This is a genomic window from Bradyrhizobium sp. AZCC 1578 (assembly GCF_036924675.1).
Classification (GTDB): domain Bacteria; phylum Pseudomonadota; class Alphaproteobacteria; order Rhizobiales; family Xanthobacteraceae; genus Bradyrhizobium.
Genome location: NZ_JAZHRZ010000001.1, coordinates 5,413,284 through 5,433,333, shown reverse-complemented (window position 1 = coordinate 5,433,333; position 20,050 = coordinate 5,413,284). Strand labels below are relative to the sequence as shown.

Genomic DNA, 20,050 nt, shown 5'->3' with positions numbered 1-20,050 from the left:
GGGCCGATGTCCGGCTGTGCTCATGCCCGGAACGGGTCAAAACCTGGCATCCAGATCTGCCTTGCTCCACGTCCGCTTTACCCTGAAAGCGGAGTTCAGTGGCTCCAACGTCCGCGTCATCTTTGGGCCAACTCCGGACATCCTGGGAGCCACAGTCGTCGCCTCCGGACGGGACGTCGGTCGGGTCGTGGCCGCGTACCTACCGCCGACGACCAGATTGCTCGTCCATTCAGGTTTCGCGGAAAGCGCGGGAGAAGCTGTCGAACACCGGCTTCATCATGTACTCGAAAAACGTACGCTCTCCGGTCTTGATGTAAACGTCGGCGGGCATCCCAGGCGTCGGGATAAATTCAGGCATGCGTCTGAGAATATCTTCTTGGTCCAGGCCCACCCGAACGATGTAGAAGTCCCGACGCGTGTTACTGTCGGGGCGCGTTTCGGCCTTCACCTGCACCTGCTCCGACAAGGCGTCCGCCGACACGTAGATGACGCTCGCCCCGACCATAGGCGTGATACGCTGGTTGAGCGCCGGCAGCCGCACCAGCGCCTCCTGGCCCACGCTAACATGCGAAATGTCCTTGGGATTCACATGCGCCTCGATGATGCGCTCTTCGCCTATCGGTAGGAGCTCAAGGATCACGGCGCCAGGAGAGACGACGCCGCCCGGCGTATGGAAGTTCTTCTTCACCACGATGCCACGGACCGGCGAACGGACCTCGACCCGGTCGGCCACGTCCCGGGCGGCGCGAATCTGCTCCTCGACGTCGTCCAGCTCCGCCTCGGTCTCGCGCAGCTCCTTGATCGCATCCCGGAGCGCAGTCGAGTGGAGCTGGGCTATTCTTTCGTTCGCCTGAGCGATCCGCTCCTTCGAATCGGCGATGCGGCTGAGATACTCGCCGAGCTCCCCCCCGAGACTCGCCTCGGAGCGTCGCAGCGCGAGCACATCCGACTTGCGGACCAACTGCTGGCCAAGGAGCGAATTCTTGTCCTTCAGCTCTTCGGCGAACAGGGCAATACGCTGTTTGGTAGACTGCACTTGCGCCTGATATCCGCGAATGCTTTCCTCCAGTCCGGCGATTTGCTTCACGAGTACGCTTTCCTGGGTCACGAGACTAGCCCGGCGTGCCCACAGTTCGGCACGTTGCCGTTCAAGAATCGCTTGGATTTCCGGATCACGTGCGCTTTCGCTGAATGCGGCCGGAGTTTCGATAGTCTCTGAAGCGCTCATTTCGGCTTCGAGACGCGCCTTCATGGCGAGCAGTCGATACTTCTTCAAAACCAACCGCCTCAGCTTGGCGTTGGCAGCGGTGTCGTCCATGCGAACCAGTACCTGGTTCGCCTCGACGACATCACCGTCCTTGGCCGCAAGCTCGCGGATAATGCCGCCCTCGAAGTGCTGGATCAGCTTGTTCTGTCCGGTGGCTACGAACGTGCCCGGGGCGACGACCGCACTGTTCAGTGGAGCGACTCCGGCCCAAACACCGAAACAACCGAGCCAAACGACTAACATCGCGAGGCCGGTGAAAATGGGCCATTTGGCGCTCTGCGGAACGTTGCGGTACCACTCGCCGATGCTCTCCTTTTCCGCTCTCATGCTGTCCTCCCGCGCTGGTCACCGGCCCCCGAGGATTCGATGCGTCGCGGCTGCTCTGGGTTGTCTCCGCCGGCCCCGCCGGGCGACCGAACCAGGCGATGCAGCACGTCGCTCGGAGATCCAAATGCTTCCGCGTGTCCGGCCCGCAGGATGAGCACTTTGTCCACGCTGTTCAGCAGCGCCGGGCGCAGGGTTACGACCACTGCGGTCACCCCGCGCTTCTTGGCGCGTTGCAGGGTCTCGGTCAGGGCCTGCTCGCCCGCTGCGTCGAGATTCGAGTTGGGCTCGTCGAGCACGACAAGGCATGGATTACCGAAGAACGCCCGCGCGAGCGCGATGCGCTGCTTCTGTCCTCCGGAGAGCGGCCCGCCGCCGCGGTCGAGCGCGGTCTCGTATCCTTGCCGCAGCTGACAGACCATGTCGTGGATGCCCGAGAACATCGCCGCCTCATAGATGCTCGCGTCGGGCAGGTCGTCGCGCATACGGCAGATGTTCTGCTTGATGGTTCCGGGAAATAGCTCGACCTCTTGGGGCAGGTAGCCGGTATATTCCCCGAATTGGCGGCGATCCCAGTTGCGCAGCTCCGTTCCGTCCAGCCTGACCTTACCGGCGGTCGGCGTCAGACAGCCCACCAGAATGCGCGCAAGGGTCGACTTGCCCGATCCGGACGGTCCGACAATGGCCAGAGACTCTCCGGGCGCGAGCTCCAGCGAGACACCATTGAGCACCGGCTCCTTCGAGCCTGGCGGCAGGTACAGGACGCGATCCACGGCCAGGCGTCCTTGCGGTTTGGGCAGGCGCAGCTTCGGCGTCTCGCGCTGGAATGACTCGACCGCCTGCTTGACGCTCGCATAGGCCGATCGCGCCTGAACGCAGCTGCGCCATCCCTCGATCAAGCCCTCAAGCGGCTGCAGGGCGCGGCCGGCAATGATCGCCGCCGCGATCATCATGCCGCCGGTGATCTCGGCATTGAGGGCCAGATAGGCGCCCGTACCGAGGATCGTGATCTGGGCCACGAGCCGGACGAACTTCGATGCACCGCTGATCCAGAAATTCCGGTCGAGAGCCTGGCTCTGCACCGTCAGGGCCGGCGCCTGCCGGCGACCCCAATGGAGAATGCTCTCGCTCAGCATTCCCATCGCATTGATCACCTGCGAATTTCGCGCCAGCGACTCGGCCGCCGCATCGGCCTCGGCGGCATGCAGGCCTGCCTGGCCCAGACGCTCCGAAGTCGCTTTTTGGTTGATCAGTGCAATCAGCGCGAGGGCCAAGCCAGCCACGACGGCGATCCAGCCGAGATCTCGGTGAACGAGGAATATGACTCCAAAGTAGAGAGGCGAGAGCGGCGCGTCCATTAGCAGAAGCATGACGGGGCTCGAGATGAATCCGCGCACCTGGTGAAGGCTGCGGATCGCCTGGATGGTCCCGCCCTCGCCGGCCCTGGCGTTGTTGATGCTGCTCGCCAGCACTGCGGCGCCAAGCAAGGCCTCCATCTTGGTCGCAAGACGCCCCAGCACCTGCCGACGCAGAATGTCGACGATAGAGAGGATGCCGATGAACGCCAGCGCGAGAGCCGAGAGCATCAGCAGGGTTTCGAGGCTGCGGCTCGTCAGCACGCGGTCGGATATCTGGAACAGGTACATCGGCATCGTGAGCATCAACAGATTCACGACGACCGAAAATGCCGCGACCGCGATCAGGTTCGTGCGCGCGACCGAACGCCAGGCGGCCAGCGGGTTGACAGGTCCAAGATGATCGCGAGCCTCGCCGCCGGGTGCGACGCGAAGCTGATCCGCAGAATGGCTGCGCGGCGGATTGCTCAGTATCTCGGCGGCCGCCATGTTCGCCCCGCTATAGGATGGCATGTTCAGGGTGATCGGTTGGATGATTCGTATCCACGATGTCAGGAGGCGGCGGCCCAGTGTCATGAGCCGATGCGGCGTCGGCCGAAGACTCGGTATCCTGCGGGGGATCGCTGCTCAGGTTAACGCCGTAATCGGTGTACTCGGTTCCGGTGTACAGAGCATTTTCTGATGGCGGTGGCGCGTCGTTCAAGGCGATCACGTCGCCTGTGGCGTCATCCACCGGTCCCGCATCCGCAAGAGCGTCGCTGGCCGCATTCCCGGTGTCAGCCGGATCGGACTCCTCGCTGGTCGGATCGCTCAGGGCGGCAGCCGTTGTCGTGGGCGCTTGCTCGGTGGTGTCATCGACCGGCGCCGTATCCGCAAGAGCGTCGCTGGCCGCGGTCCCGGTATCGGCCGGATCTGACTCCTCGCTGGTCGGATCGCTCAGGGCGGCAGCCGTTGTGGTGGGCGCTTGCTCGGTGGTGTCAACGACCGGCGCCGCATCCGCAAGGGCGTCGCTGGCCACGTCCCCGCTGTCGGCCGGATCGGACGCGTCGCTGGTCGGATCGGTCAGGGCGGCAGCCGTTGTGGTGGGCGCTTGCTCGGTGGTGTCAACGACCGGCGCCGCATCCGCAAGAGCGTCGCTGGCCGCGGTCCCGATATCGGCCGGATCGGACACGCCGCTGGTCGGATCGCTCGGGGCGGCAGCCGTTGGGGTCGGCACCGGCTCGGTCGTCTCAACGACCGGCGCCGCATCCGCAAGGGCGTCGCTGGCCGCGGTCCCGATATCGGCCGGATCTGGCTCGTCGCTGGTCGGATCGCTCAGGGCGGCAGCCGTAGTCGTGAGCACCGGCTCGGTCGTCTCAACGACCGGCGCCGCATCCGCAAGGGCGTCGCTGGCCGCGGTCCCGATATCGGCCGGATCTGGCTCGTCGCTGGTCGGATCGCTCAGGGCGGCAGCTGTTGTCGTGAGCACCGGCTCGGTCGTCTCAACGACCGGCGCTGCACTCGCATGAGCGTCGCTGGCCATGGTCCCGGTGTCGGCCGGATCTGACACGCCGCTGGTCGGATCGCTCAGGGCGGCAGCCGTTGTCGTGAGCACCGGCTCGGCCGTCTCATCGACCGGCGCTGCACTCGCAAGAGCGTCGCTGGCCATATTGCCCGGTTGCGCCACGTCACCGGTCACCGGCGCGATTGTGCCGCCCACGTCATCGGTCAGCGTACGCACGGTGTCGGTCGCGGTCGCGAGCACCGGCTGCGCCGCCGCCTCGACCGGTGCGATCGTGCCGCCCACGTCATCGGTCAGCGTGCTTACCGTGTCGGTCGCCGTCGCCAGCACCGGCTGCGCCGCGGCCTCGACCGGCGCAATCGTGCCGCCCACGTCATGGGTCAGCGTGCTTACGGTGTCGGTCACCATCGCCAGCACCGGCTGCGCCGCCGCCTCGACTGGCGCAATCTTGCCGCCCACGTCATCGGTCAGCGTGCTTACGGTGTCGGTCACCGTTGTGAGCACCGGCTGCGCCGCGGCCTCGACCGGCGCGATCGTGCCACCCACGTCATCGGTCAGCGTGCCCACGGTGTCGGTCACCGTCGCCAGCACCGGCTGCGCCGCGGCCTCGACCGGCGCAATCGTGCCGCCCACGTCGTTGGTCAGCGTACGCACGGTGTCGGTCGCGGTCGTGAGCATTGGCTGCGCCTCGACCGGCGCGATTGTGCCGCCCACGTCATGGGTCAGCGTGCTTACGGTGTCGCTCACCGTCGCCAGCACCGGCTGCGCCGCCGCCTCGACCGGCGCAATCGTGCTACCCACGTCATCGGTCAGAGTGCTTACGGTGTCGGTCACCGTTGCCAGCACCGGCTGCGCCGCCGCCTCGACCGGCGCAATTGTGCCGCCCACGTCATCGGTCAGCGTGCCCATGGTGTCGGTCGCGGTCGCGAGCGCCGGCTGCGCCTCGACCGGTGCGATCGTGCTGCCCACGTCATGGGTCAGCGTGCTTACGGTGTCGGTCGCCGTCGCCAGCACCGGCTGCGCCGCGGCCTCGACCGGTGCGATCGTGCCGCCCACGTTATCGGTCAGCGTACCCATGGTGTCGGTCGCGGTCGTGAGCATTGGCTGCGCCTCGACCGGCGCGATTGTACCGCCCACGTCATCGGTCAGCGTGCTTACGGTGTCGGTCACCGTCGCGAGCACCGGCTGCGCCGCCGCCTCGACCGGTGCGATCGTGCCGCCCACGTCATCGGTCAGCGTACCCATGGTGTCGGTCGCCGTCGCCAGCACCGGCTGCGCCGCGGCCTCGACTGGCGCAATCGTGCCGCCCACGTCATGGGTCAGCGTGCTTACGGTGTCGGTCACCGTCGCGAGCACCGGCTGCGCCGCCGCCTCGACCGGTGCGATCGTGCCGCCCCCGTCATCGGTCAGCGTACCCATGGTGTCGGTCGCCGTCGCCAGCACCGGCTGCGCCGCCGCCTCGACCGGCGCAATCGTGCCGCCCACGTCATCGGTCAGCGTGCTTACGGTGTCGGTCGCCGTCGCCAGCACCGGCTGCGCCGCCGCCTCGACCGGTGCGATCGTGCCGCCCCCGTCATCGGTCAGCGTACCCATGGTGTCGGTCGCCGTCGCCAGCACCGGCTGCGCCGCCGCCTCGACCGGCGCAATCGTGCCGCCCCCGTCATCGGTCAGCGTGCCCACGGTGTCGGTCACTGTTGTGAGCACCGGCTCCGCCGCCGCTTCGACCGGCGCAATCGTGCCGCCCACGTCATCGGTCAGCGTGCTTACAGTGTCGGTTGCGGTCGCCAGCACCGGCTGCGCCGCCGCCTCGACCGGCATGATCCCTCCCACCACGTCATTGCTGAGACTGCCGACAGCTCCAAGCAGGGGAGCAAAGCCGATCATCGACGGGCTGATCGACGGGCTGAAAGAGTAGCACGTTGGACTGAACGGATTCGAGCGTTGACCCACCCTGCATTTGAGTGCCTCCGAGGTGGGAATCCGCTGATAGCGGGTTGACGGAACTATCTTCGATTGAGGTGTGAGCGTTATGATGGCGGGACTCGGCATCATCGCCGCCTCCGCCGCCCCCGCCCCCTCGGCGGCGACAGCTTCGCTGCGGGCGGCGCTCGGCCTGAGCGCATCGTCATGCGGCTGCGCCAAAAGCCTGGTCGGATCGAAATGGGCCACACGCGCCTCCGACGACGCGGCGGGCCTTTTGGCCGTCTCATCCTCTGCGCCGCCCGTTTTCGAGGGATCAAGCGCCGGCGGATGGTCATTCGCCGCCTGCGGCGCGGCGGCTGCCTGAGCCGTTTTCGCGTCCTCCTGCTCGGCCGCCGCGGATTTGAACACGGCGACAAGAAACTCTTCGCAGGCAATCAGCGGGGCAGTGAAGAAGGACCAAGTCAAGAAATTGAAAGAGCCGGATCGTTTGTCCGCACGCTGCACCCCGGCTTCGAAGATTTTCCGCTCTTGTTCGAACAGTTCGCGTTGTTCTACTTGGTTCATGACCGCCGCCTTTTTTCTCGTTCCACTCAGAAACTACTCTCGCGCATTCCGTGCCGGGCGGGTCTTTCGGCGCATCAAGCGTCCGTGCCGTGCGACACGTCCGCCGGCATGTGGAAATCTCCGTCGAGGTGATCCGCGGGGCCCATCTGGCCGATGGCGTATTCGAGCGCGTCGTCGGACGACATCGAAGCGAGCGCAGCCTGCAGGTCACTCGAATGATCCGGGCCATGCGAGCCTAAATCACCATGTGAGAAGTCGAACTTGGCCAACGCTTCACCCGGGTTACGATAGATGTCGCCCTCGGACGGCTTGGGGTCGCAATAGTCCTTCTGCGGCTGGCCGTCGTCGTTCTTGGCGTCCTTCCAGCCGCCATCGTGCGTGGAGTAGTCCTCGCGACCCTTGTGATCGTCATTCCACTTGAAGTGCTCGCCGTTGCCGCAGTCGTCCAGCGTGGTTGGCTTGCATTCCTCGCGTGGGACGCCGATTTCCGGAATCTTTGCCAGTCCGAGAATGCTCGTAACCCAGCTCAGGATGGACATGGTTTCGCTCCCAACTTCCGGTTTGCGACGGGCCCATGCCTTGTCCGGATCCCGGCGCCCTCACCCTACTGTCGCCGACGCGCCCCGATGGATGCAGCGCGCAAAACAAATTCACTTCTCATTCGAGCTGCCGCCGCATGGCCACGAGTTCTCTCCGGATCCACGCCTTGACCGTTCCCACCGGAACCCGGAGGTATTCGGCGATCTCCTCATGCGTACGCCCGTCGATGATCGCCAGAAGCAGGCTCGCGCGGCGCTTTGGCTCGAGTTGATCGAGCATGGTCCGTAGGGTCATGCTGTCCGGGATGCGAGACGCGGGGTTCGGGACCCCCTGTTCCCGCTCGCAGACGGCGTTCAGCGTGTGGTCCTCGAGCGCGAGTTCCCGCCAGGCGTTCTTCTGCATCCTGAGTGCTGTGTGACGGACGATCGCGTAGATCCAGCCCCGCGCGGATCCGCGTGCAGGATCGAAGCTTTTGGCACATCGGAGAATTTGCGCGAATGCATCGTGGATGACGTCCTCCGCACGCGACCTGTCGTGGACGATCCGGTGCGCCACCGCGCGCAACTGGTCCTTCTCCCGGGCGTAGATCTCGCCGACGGCAAACTGCGATCCGGCGGCGCACTCGATTAGCGCGGTTTCGTAATTGAGAGCCGTCTCGCAATTGAGGTAGGTATCATCCTGCGCTGCGCCGGAGCGAGACTCTGCCTTTGTGAACTCGGCTCCGTGGCGGGGCATGGTCGAAGTCACCCCTTCGTAACGCAGACGCAACTATTCCCGTCCAGCGAATATTGCTGGCTTGCATTTCCTGAACACTGGTGGCTTGCATTTCCAGAAAACTGGTGGCTTGCATTTCCTGATGCGAAATGAGCCGTTGGGGGAAATCAACTTCGATGCTGAAAATTGTTTCAATCTGCGCCATCACAAATTCGTGACGTTTTCGTCAGGGCGCAGCCGGCGCTTAACACTTCATGCTCGCTTGCCACGCGAGTGATGCTCGCTTGCCACGCGAGCCGCGGTGACCTGCCCAATCGAGGCACGCGATGGACATGATTTTGATTTTGCATTTTGATTTTGCCCCGGCGAGTAACACTTCATGCTCGCTTGCCACGCGAGTGATGCTCACTTGCCACGCGAGCCGCGGTGACCTGCCCAATCGAGGCACGCGATGGACATGATTGTATTTGCCGCAGCGAGGGTTCCAGCCTCACAGCACCGATCGACGGTCTCGTCGACGGATTTCAGAACGCGAAATTTGAGAGCCCGTGATGGCGCATGAAGGTCCAATGTTTTCTTAGTTCGGAGTGCGCGCCAGGAACTGGACGTCGCTCGGAACCTGAAGGGGCTTGGCCACGCCATCTCGCTTGATCGAGGAGGAGTGGCGTGAGCACCCGCAGTGATCTTGATTGCGATCTCCTCGAGGTCACACGGCATCAATGAACGACAAGCGTTATTCCTTATCGTTATCGGCAAAATTCGAGCGACGTTGCATCCAGATTGGCGGCTTCTGACTAGAGGTGGATGGCAGCTGTTACCATGGCGCCATCAACACCCAAGGAAGGTAACATGAAGGCACAACCCGTTGACAGCGACCTTATCCTGTTGAGGGCTGAGCACATGGACCTGCACGATGATACCATCGACGAATTGAGTGGCGACGGCACGATCATCATCGGCCAAGCGAAAGCGGGCGCTATCTACTACTGGCTCACCATAGTACCGGTGGCAGGACCTGTCGTCGCAGAAGGCTCCATCACTGGGCCCGAGGAGTTCATGAGGATGGTCATGAACGCGACTGGTCCGAAGTTGGTGCTGCAGGATGGTTATGTCGTAACGCTCCAATGCGAAGGCGGCGCTACGGGCGTTCGATGGGTGAAAGCTCTCGCGGACTGTGGTCCAACAGAACAATGCACGGATCGGAGCGATGCCCTCCGAGTCCTGAATTGGGTGTTAGAGGGCCGCGCTTAGGTCCGCTCCGACGCCGAACGGAATTGGTGAATCGAATCGTCACCATCGAAAACGCTGACATTCGGTGAACAGTGTTTTCGCATTATTCAAGGGCGGGTAGACTCAAAGCCATCGCTGGCCCCCCCCCATCAGAATGATTTAGATACGCCTCATTAACCCAGCCTGGACTTGTAGCTGGTCACTCGGCCATGGCAGCACCGATCGCCGATCCGGTCAGCGGATTAAACGTGAATTGAGGGCCCGTTGTCCCGCATGACGGCCATTGCTTTTCTCTGCTGGAGTGCGCGCTTGATCGAGCAGGAGTGGCGTGAGCGCTCGTAACGAGCTTGATTGCGATCTCTTCGACGTCAATCGGTATCAATGAACGGCGAGGATTATGCCGGGAAAAGTTTACGCGGCGTTGCATCCAGATTGGCGGCTTCCGACTAGAGGATAGTGGTAGCCATTAGTACGGCGCCATTAACATCAACATCCAAGAGAGTACAAGGAGAGTAACATGCATGAACTTACCCACCCTGTTGAACTGCGCGACCACGAACTCGACCTCGTAGCCGCCGGCGGCGACAAGCGCGGCCACGACAAGTGTTGCGGTGGCGACGACAACACACAATTCGGCTTGGTCAACATCAACGACACAAACATCGGAGTCAACGTCCTCGGGATCCAGGTGCAATCTACGTAAAGGCGAGATGCGCGGGCGAACCGCTTCTCCATAGCGGGGGAGCGGTTCTCCACCGCATTAGGCGATACCCGTCCGCACCCGTGGCGCGGCGTAGAGAATACTACGCGCAGCCTCAAATCGACGAATGAAAGCGTAGCAATAAGGTGCGTCCATGGCGACACGGCCAGCTCTATTTCGCCAGGAAGCAATCGACTTTCTGCATCAACGCCACAGCTGGGGCGAGGTCGTAGCGCTGCAGCCGATATCGAGCACGATCCTCGGCTGGACTCTTGCGGGCCTTGTTGCATGCATCTTGGTTTTTATCTCCGTCGCTCAATACGCGCGCAAGGAAACCGTCACCGGCTATCTAACGCCGACCTTCGGAACGGCTAAAATTTTCGTGCCGCAACAGGGTTTCATCAAAGAGCTCCACGTCAAGGAGGGTCAGGAGGTTGCCGAGGGCGACCCGCTCCTGACCGTAGTCACTTCCCAAATCAGCGCCAACGGCGATGACGTCAATGCCACCGTTCTCGCAGCGCTGGCGCGGCAACGCGAGGTAGTCGAGCGACAGATCGCTGCGGAAGAGCGCCGGACGGCCTCGGAACACGAGCGCCTCGCTTCCACGACCAAAGGGATCGAGGGGGAGATTGCCCAACTCGAGGACCAGCGCAACATCCAGAACGAACGGCTGAAGCTTTCCGAGAGTTTTGTATCGACGGGCGCTACTCTAATCGCGAAGGGAGCATTGCCGGCCATCGAGCTGAAGCGCCGCGAGCAGGCGGCGCTTGAGCAAGCGCAGCACTTGGCGTCGCTCGATCAGCAGATCACCGTACGACGCACCCAATTGGCTGATGCTCAGCATACGCTCGAGCAACTTCCGATCGTCGCCGCAGAGAGGGTTCGCGTACTGCGCGGCGATCTCTCCTGGATCGAACAGCGCGTCGCCGAGGTGGACGGACGGCGGGCCTACGTTATCAAGGCGCCGACGAGTGGGCGCGTGTCCGCGCTGCATGCAAGTATCGGAAAGGTCGCTGATCCAAAGCATATGCAGCTCGAAATCATCCCGCTTGATTCGACCTTGCAGGCGGAGCTGTTCTTTCCGACGCGCGCGTTCGGATTCGTGCGCCCCGGCCAGCAGGTCAGGATACTTTACGATGCATTTCCCTATCAGAAATTCGGCACCTACCGCGGCAGCGTAACAAAAGTCTCTCAAACGATCCTGACCGGCAATGATGCTACCGGGCCGATCACCCTCCAAGAGCCGGCGTACCGCGTGACTGTGGCTCCCGAGCGGCCCGACATCGATGCCTATGGCCTCAAGACGCCGCTTCAGCCAGGCATGCTGCTCAAGGCCGACGTGATTCTTGAGCAGCGCTCGCTGATGAGGTGGCTGCTTGATCCGGTGTTTAGCGCAAGGATGTAGCCGTATGCAGGCGCTATTGAACTTCAGCGGACGCGGGTTCCTCCCGGTCATCAGGCAGACAGAGGCAGCGGAATGCGGGCTGGCATGCCTTGCCATGGTAGCGTCCTATCATGGCCATCGAACTGACATGAATAGCCTGCGGCGGCGGTACGCAATCTCGCTGAAAGGTGTCACTCTCCGCGACCTCATGGAGATAGCGGCTCACCTGGGCCTGGCATGCCGGCCGCTGCGAATCGAGGTTGACCATCTGTGCCAACTGCGTCTCCCGGCTATCCTGCACTGGGACATGGATCATTTCGTTGTCCTGAAGGCGTGCAAGAAGAACGGGATCGTGGTTCACGATCCGGCCGCCGGCGAGAAATGGTTTCCCATCACCGAAGCATCGAGACATCTCACCGGAGTCGTGCTTGAACTCTCACCCACTGAAGAGTTCTGCTGCACAGATCAGAGAGTGCGATTACCGTTCTCAGCATTCTGGAGCGGAATGAGGGGAAACTCTCATGTCTTGACGCAAATATTGGTTCTCTCGGTGGTCATCGAGATCCTTATCCTCGCCGCTCCTTTCTACATGCAGCTCACGGTTGACGAGGTCATCGCCAGAGGCGACGTCGATCTTCTGCTCGTACTCGGGCTTGGATTCGCGCTACTCGTCCTGATCAAAGTCGCGTCGACCGCGACCCGCTCGTTCATTGTTCTTATTCTGCAGAACACGCTGAGCTTTCAGATCGGCGCCCGGCTGTTTCATCATCTGGTGCGTTTGCCACTCTCCTTTTTCGAAAAGCGGCACATCGGCGACATCCTGTCGCGCTTCGGCTCGATCGAGCCTATCCGCAACATGCTCGCGGAGGGACTGATCACGGGCTTGATCGACGGTCTCATGTCGGTGTTGATGCTGGCGTTGATGTTTGCATACAGCGTCCAGCTCGGATTTGTCGTCCTGTGCGCGTTCGCGCTGTACGCCGCTTTGCGACTAGCTCTCTTCAGGATGTTCCGACAACGGAGCGAAGCGGCCATTCACAGCAAGGCACAGGAAAACTCCACCTTCATCGAAACCGTGCGGGCGGTGCAGAGCCTGAAGCTGCTCAACCGAGAGAACGAACGGGAGAGCCAGTGGCTGAACCGCTATGCTGAATACGTAAATGCCAACGTGCGGCTAGGCCGGGCGAGAATCAGCTTCAAAGGGATCAACGACACGATATTCGGCCTGGAGAACGTAATCACAATCTACCTCGCCGCTCGCCTCGCACTAGACAACCTAATCTCGGTTGGCATGATATTCGCGTTCGTCAGCTACAAGCTGCAGTTCGCCGAACGGACAGCGCTGCTGATTGAGAAGCTGGTGGAACTGCGCATTCTCGGACTGCACCTAGAACGCCTCGCCGATATTGCGCTCACCCCACTCGAGCGGGGGCACGACCAAGATCTGTCGTATATGCGACCGATCCGCGGCGCGATCGAACTACGCAACTTGTGCTTCCGCTATGCAGAAGCAGAGCCTCTGATTCTAAATAACGTCAATCTGTGCGTTGCTCCGGGACAATTCGTGACGATCATGGGACCCTCTGGCTGCGGCAAGACAACTCTAGTCAAGATTATGCTTGGGCTGCTCGAGCCAACGGGCGGGGAGGTCCTGATCGACGGCCTTCCGCTAGGCCAGATCGGACCACGCGTTTATCGCGAACAAATCGGCGCGGTGATGCAGGAGGATCAATTGCTGTCAGGATCTATTGCCGACAATATCTGCTTTTTTGAGACAACATTCGATCAGCAATGGATGATCGAGTGTGCGCAGATCGCCGGCATCCACGACGATATCATGGCAATGCCGATGAGCTACAATAGCCTCATCGGTGACATGGGAAGCTCATTATCCAGCGGGCAGAAACAGCGAGTACTGCTTGCGCGCGCGCTCTATCGCCGACCAAAGATCCTGTTTCTGGACGAGGGCACGGCACATCTGGACACCGACAAGGAAAAAGAAATCAATGCCAATCTCCGGCATCTAGATATGACGCGCGTGAGTATAGCACACCGACCCGAAATCGCCCACGGAGCGGATATGATCATCCGTCTTCCCACGGCGACCCGGCCGTTGCAGGTCGGAGTTACAGGCCGCAGATCAGCAGCGGCGCCTGCGCGCAATGCCGGTCTCACCGGGGTTGCCGCCGAAGGTGCGCAATCGACCAAGGTCGCGCAGGGCTCCGAGGGCGACTATTCGAAGCATGCCGGGAAGGTCGACTGCTCGAAAGACGGCAAGGGTGAGTACTCCAAGCAAGATGGTGGCTGGAAGGACGCCAAGAACGACGACCATCAGCCGCAGAAGGACAATTGCGACCCCAAGCCGTCCGACGACTGCGGCAAGGGCGACACCTATCGTAACCCAGGTGAAGCGCTGGCCAAGTTCGACTTCTCACATGGTGATTTCGGGTGACAGGGCTCGGCACGTCGAGATAAGGGCCCTTCGCAGTAATCTCCTGCATGTCGCACCGGCAGTTTGATGCATGACTATTGCCGTATCGATCCCAGCCAGAGGAGCGGGCCTTCCGTTCTTTTCTTTGGTCTTGGGCGAGACACTGCTCTATCGCGCCGTCAAACATGATTGCGACGCCTGCGAGCTTAAAGCACGTTGCTGTCCGAAGATGCCCGCCCGCAAGGTCCCACGTTCAATCCGAAGGGGCCACGAGCCGATATGCGAGGCTCGAACTTCACCTCAGACGAAGTGGGGAGCAATGCAAGCCGCCCTGTCGAAGTACCTATGGGCATGCCCCGCCGCGGACGCCTTGGCTGCGCATTTCTCGATATGGGCAAAATATGGTTTGGCTGCACGGTTCTGGCCTGCTCCGGATTACGAATTAAGCCAAGTGAAGCCGCTGAATTGCACCGGTGTGGCTTGCAACAAAGTCCTCGACGTGTTCGGGTACTGGTACGCCGTCGATATCGCAGCGGGTTTGAATTTCTTCGGCTACTTGGTTGGAAACATCCTCGATCCAGTGCTCAAGTGTGTTGAAGGCCATTACGCGAACCGGAGCTTTGAGTTGGCCGGTTAGGAGATCGGAGATGATCGTTTCGACGTCGTCCCGCTCAATCCCCTTTTCGGGACAATCACTGTGTGACGGTCCGGAACTATCGAACACAAGGTAGACGGTCTGATCAGCGCCGTAAGGCACTACCGTCGGCGACCAATTTGTCATATGCATCTCCCCGTTGCTCTCCTTCGATGCAAGTTACTGTAACGTCTGCCGCGCTACTTCTAGTCGGAAGCCGACAATCTGGATGCACTGCCGCGCAAATTTTGTCCGGCATTTGATGGCCGCCTTTCGTCGCCATGCAGCCGGGCATGATTGCCGAGTCGCACGCCCGTCGCCATGCTTATGAACCCGAGGTTCGGCTCCAAACACGCCCTGGATCCTTTCTCTGCATCGGCTTATCCGTAACGGAAAAGATCAACAGCTTCGGTAAGAGCGCGCCCCGCCGTTCGCGGCTGACCTAGTCCGGCCCGGTAAGGGACGGAGGCGCGGAAGCGCATCCAGATAATCGTCGCGTCCAGCGCGAGCACATCGAATGCGCAGAGCTGTACCTTTTCATTGTGCTTGCCGGAATGCAGCGCGTTGAAGTCGGAGACGCCGTCGACGCCGATGACCTTCGGTCGCCGCTCGTTGGCGCATCGGTGCACACGCCCGCATAGCTCCACGCGCCGAGCTGCTTGTTGCACGGATAAAGAATTGACTTGGAACTAGCCGCTCAGGCTTCCTATCGCGCGGTCTTTATGTCCGATCACAAGCGGCGGTGGAGGCGAGCGTGGACTGAAGTCCGGTCTATCGCTGACAACCGACCTGACAACGGCTTAAGCGTTGTTCGGCTCGGGGCCAACAGGTGACATTTGAAATGAAAGAGGCCGCCAACTGAGGCGGCCCCTTTTCGACTAGCAAATCGTGCACTTCTTTGATTCGTGCTTCGACGGCTACTTCTGTGTAGGCGCGGGCGGCGTTGCAGGCGGCGAGGGCGTGGTCGTAGTCGCGGCTGGAGGTGTTGATGTTGTCGTAGTCGTACCGGATCCGCCGTAAATATAAATCAGCACTCCAGCAAGAATAACCACCACGGCAGCGATCAGTATGTTTCTATTGAGAGGCGTCATGACAAGTTGCTCCGCCGTAAGTTAACCGTCGCCTCCAAGCTTAGATTACTCGCTTCTGGGCAATCACCCAAACTGGGCCACCCCGAAATTCAAACTGGGCCAACAGGGATCCAATCAGGGCAGCACCCGGCAGCGCATGGACCAGATTGGCAACTCCAGACCGTTCCTGAACTCAGCAGATGCGTGGGAAAGTCCAGGGCCAATAGGCGAACTGGAACGACGATGCTGCCTACCTACGCAACGTGATGGGGATGGGGCTCCCCCCGATAATGCTTCAGGCTGATGACTCCTACCAAGCGCGAGAGCGCAGGTAGGAGTATGTCTATGGACTTTAAATTCACTATCGCTGTTGCGGCTGACGGCGCGCTAGGATCAGTAGCGCGTTATTTGGTGGGCGTCGGCGGGAAAGCTGTTCGGAACGGGATTTACGTGGGGCACGCTCATAATCAACGTGACCGGTTTCATTTCTGATTGGTGCATTCGTCGGACTGTTCGCCACCAAATGGGACCTGTCGCAGGCAATGCGCATGTTCCGGACAGTCGCCCTTTGTGGCGGCCTCACGACCTTTTCCAGGTTCTCTCTTGACGGCTACTATTTGATTGAACGCGGACAGGCGTTGGCATCGTTTGCTTACACGGTAACGCATCTCCTTTCGCCGGCCAAATCTGGCACGGCAGACTGTTCCTTATCCTGCATCCGCCGCTGGAATCCGATTGACATGAGCCGACGCTGTTTCCTGGCTGAGAGGAGGCATTCAAGTCGCTGATCGCCCGCTCGTTCAAAGCCTGCTCGCGAGCTGCATTGCGGTCAATGCGCAGCGCTCAAGCCGTCGGCAAGTGCCGACCGAAAACTGATCTGCCGATTTGCTCCTTCAACCGTTCGGTTCAGGAGTACTCACATTGCGGCCGGATCAATGCAGTTTGTAGCAGATCCAGTCGAAGGTAAAGTCATAGCCGCCCTTTACAATCCGAAGCTGGATTGTTGCCTTCATTGGATTTGGCACCTTCCTTGAGTTCTCGCGCGGCCTGACGATAAAACTCTTCGTCTCTACCTTTCGGCTCGCCTGCTTGCTGCCACAGCTCGTAAGCTCGCCGTGTAATCCTCATTTGTTGGCCATTATCCATGGTATCTCTCCTTCCGAAGCGCTCGCGGAGAAACGGAATATGGATACCTCTCTTAGGCGCTCTGCCATAGAGCTTGTCGCTCAGGCGTTGACGCATCCGTACGCGAGAATATGTTGATCTCGCAAAAGGATCATCAATGAATCGCGAGCCCGGGTCAGGAAAAACCTGTCGGATGCGCCATATGCAAATACATCAGTTGTGCTTGTTCAGGCGCTCTTACCGAGTCGCTAGTTGGCATTCGCGCATAAGCCGACGGTTCTTGTGGGCCATTTTGTTTATTTTGGTGTTCCCCGCCTACTGCCTAGCCGGGGAAGGGAAACCCATCAGCATCACCGTGGCGGCCGACCACACGAAGGCCAACGGAGAACCCTGGGACGGCATTTCAGGCCTTGGCGGGGGGCGCGGTCCGGCGGCCATTGCCATCCCCCACAAAAATGCGCCGGATCTGGCGGTCTGCGTCGTTCGTTTGGAAACGCCTCCGGAATGCAGCATGCGGTATGTGAACTTGAAGCAATATTCGCTTTGCCAGAACAGCTATGATTGCATTTTCAAGCGGGTGAGCATCCCTGATGGTCCTTTCGGGCTCATCATTCTGGATTTGGACTTGCGGCGGCATGACCTAGTTGGTTTCCTTTTAATGACGGCTGGGAAGGCTCTTACTCCTGACCAGCGAGCCGCTTTGGAAGGTGAGATTCGGAGAAGAGCCGACCAGTTAGCGCCCGCTTTTTCCCAAGGAGAGAAGCAACGCAGGTTGAGGGAGATGCTCGTTGTTCCGATGGACCGCTGCGCCGAAGCTAAGGGTTGCAGGCTCGTCCAATCCGAAATCCGCGTGAACTCGGCCGAGTGATCCTTGCCGGGGCAGTTCCGTCCCGTCGCCACGTCAAAGGTGATACGAGCGGCGAGTCGCCCCTGACGTGCCGCCGTGACGGCGCAATGGGCCGGCCATCGCCAATGCCCAGGTCTGGGCATTGCCCGTGGCTTGACCAGGAAACCGCGCTAGACCGTATCGAGCTGGCTCAGATAGCGAGCGACGCTCTCCTCGAGTTGCGCGCGCCGCTCCACCTTCGCCCGTGCGAAGTTCCTGTCCCGGTTGTTCACGGCTTTGAACCTGCTGTCATCGATGGCCACGCTCGCCGTCGCAAGAAGACCCGTCTCGCGGCAGAGGCGGAGCGTCTTGAGTTTGCTCCAGGGATATTGGCGTGCGTTTCGAAAACGGCGGCAACGCGAGAGGTTGCTAGTTAGTTTGCACGACCTGAGTGACAGAGAGCTGATGGATATCGGCCTGACACCCAGTGACATCGACTGCATCGTCGCTGGCCGAGCTATTGAGAGGCTCAGAGATGGCACGAAGTATCCATGGCCGTCTCGTGGTGTGATGTAACTAATGGTAAGTCACCGCCAGTTCTGCACGTTTAGTGGCAGGCCGTCGGGCGGGTCAGCGACGCGTGATCCGCCACTTTTCTACAATCGTCGTGACATGGCGGATTACGCCAACGCCGATTCGCCATCGAGCTGCGATCGCGACCAACACCACTTGCCGATGGTGCCATCTTTTTCGTCCGCTTAGGGTCTTGGCCGTGTAAAAACGCCCTTCCAGGAAGTCGATGAGAGGCCAGGATCGGTTCAGTCTCAGGCTGCGATCGCAGCCATCAGCGGCTTGGCTCCGACGATGTTCATGACCCGTGTCAGATTATTGGCCAGGACCGAGAGAGCCATCTCGGCGGCTACTTTTGGAAGCGTTTTGGTGAGGAAGTGTGTCGCCCCCATGCGGGCCTTCATCGTGCCGAACGGATGCTCGACCGTCTCGCGACGCTGGCGCATGGCGAGCGGGTTCGCATCAAGGCGCTGCTGCACGGCATCGAGCAGGACCTCATGCTCCCATCGTGGAATCCGCCGTTCTGGCCCTGTCGTGCACTGAGACTTGAGCGAACAATTTTGGCAGGCGCTGGTCCAGTAACGCCTTATCCGCTTGCCATCTTCCTCGCTCGTAAAACGATATGGCAGTTGCTCTCCAGCCGGACAGCGATAGGCGTCCTCCTCCGGCAAATAGACAAAGTCCTGCTTGCCGAAGCGTCCATCCGATTTGGCGCCAGACGTCTGCGGCTTGGGCAGAGTTACTGTGATGCCGGCCTCGTTGTGGACGCTTCCTCGTACTTGGTGGCCGTCGTCGTCATCTTGTCCTCCTGGTTATTGACGGCTTCAAGAGGCCGTTGAGTTCTCGCACCTCTGAAACGCCATTCTAGTATACGCGCAGAACGCGAACCTACTTGTGGCTTAGTTCACACCCGAATGTGGTCTGGCGATTACGCACAAGAGCGCGTGGTTTCTGGCGCACCGCATTCGTGACGCCATGCGGGCGGCGTATTGTTCGGGTGCGCCCGCCAAGGAGGACGAGAAACACCAAATCCATTGCATGAGCTAAATACCGCTGGTTGGATGGCACTTCAATAATGAGCCGGCGCGCGTCGTCGCTCATTGTTAGCGAGCCCGGAGGTAGACATGCAGTTGCTCAACGACATACATCACCTGACATTTATCACCGCCGACATGAACCGATTGATCTGTTTCTACGAACGTATCTTCGGAGCGCGCGTCACGGTCGATCTCGAGGAGGAGGGGCTGCGCCACGCCTTCATCGAAGTGGGTCCGCACACTGTCCTGCACCCATTTCAGGTCCCTGGAATTGAACCGCCTGGCCACCAGCCCATGTTCAAGCGCGGGCGCCTCGACCACTTTGCGCTCAATGCCGCAAGCGAGGAAGCGTTCCGGGAAGTACGGCGGCGCCTCGTTGCCGAGGGCGTAAGCGATGGAGCCGTTACAGACATGGGCTCGCTCCTCCTTCTTAGCTTCACTGACCCCGACGGAGGCGGCCACGAGGTAGCTTGGGTCAAGCCTGGTGTCCCTGTCGCGCAAGGGCTCAAGCGCTCCGAGTGGACGAAAGTCCAGCTGGATTAACATGCATGCAAGATGTGTCCCCTGGGCCATATGACTGCCAAGGCATTGTCTCTTAATGGCACCTTTGAGACATGGCGACCGGCCCTGATGATGTCCGTTCCAGGGGAAGACCGAAGTATTCGGCCGAAGACCAAAATGATGCGATTGATCCTGGCTGTGTGAAAACGCGAAATCTCGGGAAGGGCAGAGAATCTGCTTCTGAGATGCCACGGCGCCGAAGTTCAGCATGCTCTTCACGCTCCTAGAGCGAGCTTCCAAAGAAATACTTTTCTCCGCAATTTGCTCGGCGCTGCGTTTTCACACGACCAAGAT

At 60.7% G+C, this 20,050-nt stretch carries 16 protein-coding genes, 2 pseudogenes and 1 riboswitch; of the genes and pseudogenes, 8 read left to right on the top strand and 10 right to left on the bottom strand.

The window, feature by feature from the left end; translation table 11 throughout:
• Positions 1–229 precede the first annotated feature (229 nt).
• The 5 genes from V1290_RS26110 to V1290_RS26090 all read right to left on the bottom strand — a co-directional run bounded on the left by V1290_RS26110 (position 230) and on the right by V1290_RS26090 (position 8,242).
• On the bottom strand, positions 230–1,594 hold the full coding sequence (locus tag V1290_RS26110) for an HlyD family type I secretion periplasmic adaptor subunit (protein WP_334367028.1): 1,365 nt from the start codon (positions 1,592–1,594) through the stop codon (positions 230–232).
• Positions 1,591–3,435, bottom strand: coding sequence for a type I secretion system permease/ATPase (locus V1290_RS26105; RefSeq protein ID WP_334367027.1), 1,845 nt, complete (start codon positions 3,433–3,435; stop codon positions 1,591–1,593). Before V1290_RS26105 ends, V1290_RS26110 begins: the two co-directional genes overlap by 4 nt.
• A 10-nt stretch (positions 3,436–3,445) precedes the next feature.
• Complete coding sequence (locus V1290_RS26100) at positions 3,446–6,934, bottom strand: beta strand repeat-containing protein (RefSeq protein ID WP_334367026.1); 3,489 nt, start codon at positions 6,932–6,934, stop codon at positions 3,446–3,448.
• Between the two features lie 74 nt (positions 6,935–7,008).
• Positions 7,009–7,473 carry a hypothetical protein gene (locus V1290_RS26095; protein WP_334367025.1) on the bottom strand — a complete coding sequence of 155 codons (465 nt, stop codon included), beginning with the start codon at positions 7,471–7,473 and terminating at the stop codon, positions 7,009–7,011.
• Positions 7,474–7,591: 118 nt separating this feature from the next.
• The gene (locus V1290_RS26090) at positions 7,592–8,242 is read right to left on the bottom strand and encodes a sigma-70 family RNA polymerase sigma factor (RefSeq protein WP_334367024.1); all 651 of its coding nucleotides are present in this window, start codon (positions 8,240–8,242) and stop codon (positions 7,592–7,594) included.
• A gap of 795 nt (positions 8,243–9,037) precedes the next feature.
• On the opposite strand from V1290_RS26090, the gene V1290_RS26085 reads away from it, so the two are divergent.
• From V1290_RS26085 to V1290_RS26070, 4 genes are all read left to right on the top strand, one after another.
• Positions 9,038–9,439, top strand: coding sequence for a hypothetical protein (locus V1290_RS26085; protein WP_334367023.1), 402 nt, complete (start codon positions 9,038–9,040; stop codon positions 9,437–9,439).
• 496 nt (positions 9,440–9,935) lie between these two features.
• Entirely contained in the window at positions 9,936–10,121 is a 186-nt protein-coding gene (locus V1290_RS26080) for a hypothetical protein (RefSeq protein ID WP_334367022.1), read from the top strand.
• A gap of 151 nt (positions 10,122–10,272) precedes the next feature.
• On the top strand, positions 10,273–11,523 hold the full coding sequence (locus V1290_RS26075) for an HlyD family efflux transporter periplasmic adaptor subunit (protein WP_334367021.1): 1,251 nt from the start codon (positions 10,273–10,275) through the stop codon (positions 11,521–11,523).
• Positions 11,524–11,527: 4 nt separating this feature from the next.
• On the top strand, positions 11,528–13,954 hold the full coding sequence (locus V1290_RS26070) for a peptidase domain-containing ABC transporter (RefSeq protein ID WP_334367020.1): 2,427 nt from the start codon (positions 11,528–11,530) through the stop codon (positions 13,952–13,954).
• 421 nt (positions 13,955–14,375) lie between these two features.
• On the opposite strand, the gene V1290_RS26065 is transcribed toward V1290_RS26070, so the two are convergent.
• The gene (locus V1290_RS26065) at positions 14,376–14,714 is read right to left on the bottom strand and encodes a hypothetical protein (RefSeq protein ID WP_334367019.1); all 339 of its coding nucleotides are present in this window, start codon (positions 14,712–14,714) and stop codon (positions 14,376–14,378) included.
• Between the two features lie 233 nt (positions 14,715–14,947).
• Positions 14,948–15,196 (bottom strand): hypothetical protein, encoded by a 249-nt coding sequence (locus V1290_RS26060; RefSeq protein WP_334367018.1) that lies wholly within the window; start codon positions 15,194–15,196, stop codon positions 14,948–14,950.
• Between the two features lie 700 nt (positions 15,197–15,896).
• A riboswitch (Fluoride riboswitch) is annotated at positions 15,897–15,957 on the top strand.
• Between the two features lie 222 nt (positions 15,958–16,179).
• Between V1290_RS26060 and V1290_RS36575 the strand changes: the two genes are divergently transcribed.
• Positions 16,180–16,425 carry a hypothetical protein gene (locus tag V1290_RS36575; RefSeq protein WP_442895013.1) on the top strand — a complete coding sequence of 82 codons (246 nt, stop codon included), beginning with the start codon at positions 16,180–16,182 and terminating at the stop codon, positions 16,423–16,425.
• A 181-nt stretch (positions 16,426–16,606) separates the two neighbouring features.
• Here the strand turns inward: V1290_RS36575 and V1290_RS26050 are convergent, their stop codons facing one another.
• Positions 16,607–16,783 carry a DUF2934 domain-containing protein gene (locus V1290_RS26050; protein ID WP_334367017.1) on the bottom strand — a complete coding sequence of 59 codons (177 nt, stop codon included), beginning with the start codon at positions 16,781–16,783 and terminating at the stop codon, positions 16,607–16,609.
• A 259-nt stretch (positions 16,784–17,042) separates the two neighbouring features.
• Here V1290_RS26050 and V1290_RS26045 point away from each other — a divergent pair, with 259 nt between their 5' ends.
• A complete protein-coding gene (locus tag V1290_RS26045) occupies positions 17,043–17,630 on the top strand; it encodes a hypothetical protein (protein ID WP_334367016.1) in 588 nt (195 codons plus the stop codon).
• A 155-nt stretch (positions 17,631–17,785) separates the two neighbouring features.
• Here V1290_RS26045 and V1290_RS26040 read toward each other — a convergent pair.
• Positions 17,786–17,947 (bottom strand): annotated as a pseudogene (locus tag V1290_RS26040) (IS5/IS1182 family transposase); the annotation flags it as partial.
• Between V1290_RS26040 and V1290_RS26035 the strand changes: the two are divergent.
• Positions 17,904–18,164: a DUF1127 domain-containing protein gene (locus V1290_RS26035; protein WP_334369171.1), complete on the top strand. Its 261-nt coding sequence runs from the start codon at positions 17,904–17,906 to the stop codon at positions 18,162–18,164. The pseudogene V1290_RS26040 and the gene V1290_RS26035 overlap by 44 nt on opposite strands.
• A gap of 248 nt (positions 18,165–18,412) precedes the next feature.
• Here the strand turns inward: V1290_RS26035 and V1290_RS26030 are convergent.
• Positions 18,413–18,919: pseudogene (locus V1290_RS26030) on the bottom strand (transposase); the annotation flags it as partial.
• A gap of 363 nt (positions 18,920–19,282) precedes the next feature.
• On the opposite strand from V1290_RS26030, the gene V1290_RS26025 reads away from it, so the two are divergent.
• Positions 19,283–19,738: a VOC family protein gene (locus V1290_RS26025; protein ID WP_334367014.1), complete on the top strand. Its 456-nt coding sequence runs from the start codon at positions 19,283–19,285 to the stop codon at positions 19,736–19,738.
• Positions 19,739–20,050 lie beyond the last annotated feature (312 nt).

Coding starts and splice junctions, on each gene's coding strand:
- V1290_RS26110 (WP_334367028.1), bottom strand. CDS start 1,594: ATGAGAGCGGAAAAGGAGAGCATCGGCGAGTGGTACCGCAACGTTCCG.
- V1290_RS26105 (WP_334367027.1), bottom strand. CDS start 3,435: ATGGCGGCCGCCGAGATACTGAGCAATCCGCCGCGCAGCCATTCTGCG.
- V1290_RS26100 (WP_334367026.1), bottom strand. CDS start 6,934: ATGAACCAAGTAGAACAACGCGAACTGTTCGAACAAGAGCGGAAAATC.
- V1290_RS26095 (WP_334367025.1), bottom strand. CDS start 7,473: ATGTCCATCCTGAGCTGGGTTACGAGCATTCTCGGACTGGCAAAGATT.
- V1290_RS26085 (WP_334367023.1), top strand. CDS start 9,038: ATGAAGGCACAACCCGTTGACAGCGACCTTATCCTGTTGAGGGCTGAG.
- V1290_RS26080 (WP_334367022.1), top strand. CDS start 9,936: ATGCATGAACTTACCCACCCTGTTGAACTGCGCGACCACGAACTCGAC.
- V1290_RS26075 (WP_334367021.1), top strand. CDS start 10,273: ATGGCGACACGGCCAGCTCTATTTCGCCAGGAAGCAATCGACTTTCTG.
- V1290_RS26070 (WP_334367020.1), top strand. CDS start 11,528: ATGCAGGCGCTATTGAACTTCAGCGGACGCGGGTTCCTCCCGGTCATC.
- V1290_RS26065 (WP_334367019.1), bottom strand. CDS start 14,714: ATGACAAATTGGTCGCCGACGGTAGTGCCTTACGGCGCTGATCAGACC.
- V1290_RS36575 (WP_442895013.1), top strand. CDS start 16,180: ATGCGCATGTTCCGGACAGTCGCCCTTTGTGGCGGCCTCACGACCTTT.
- V1290_RS26050 (WP_334367017.1), bottom strand. CDS start 16,783: ATGGATAATGGCCAACAAATGAGGATTACACGGCGAGCTTACGAGCTG.
- V1290_RS26035 (WP_334369171.1), top strand. CDS start 17,904: ATGGCCACGCTCGCCGTCGCAAGAAGACCCGTCTCGCGGCAGAGGCGG.
- V1290_RS26025 (WP_334367014.1), top strand. CDS start 19,283: ATGCAGTTGCTCAACGACATACATCACCTGACATTTATCACCGCCGAC.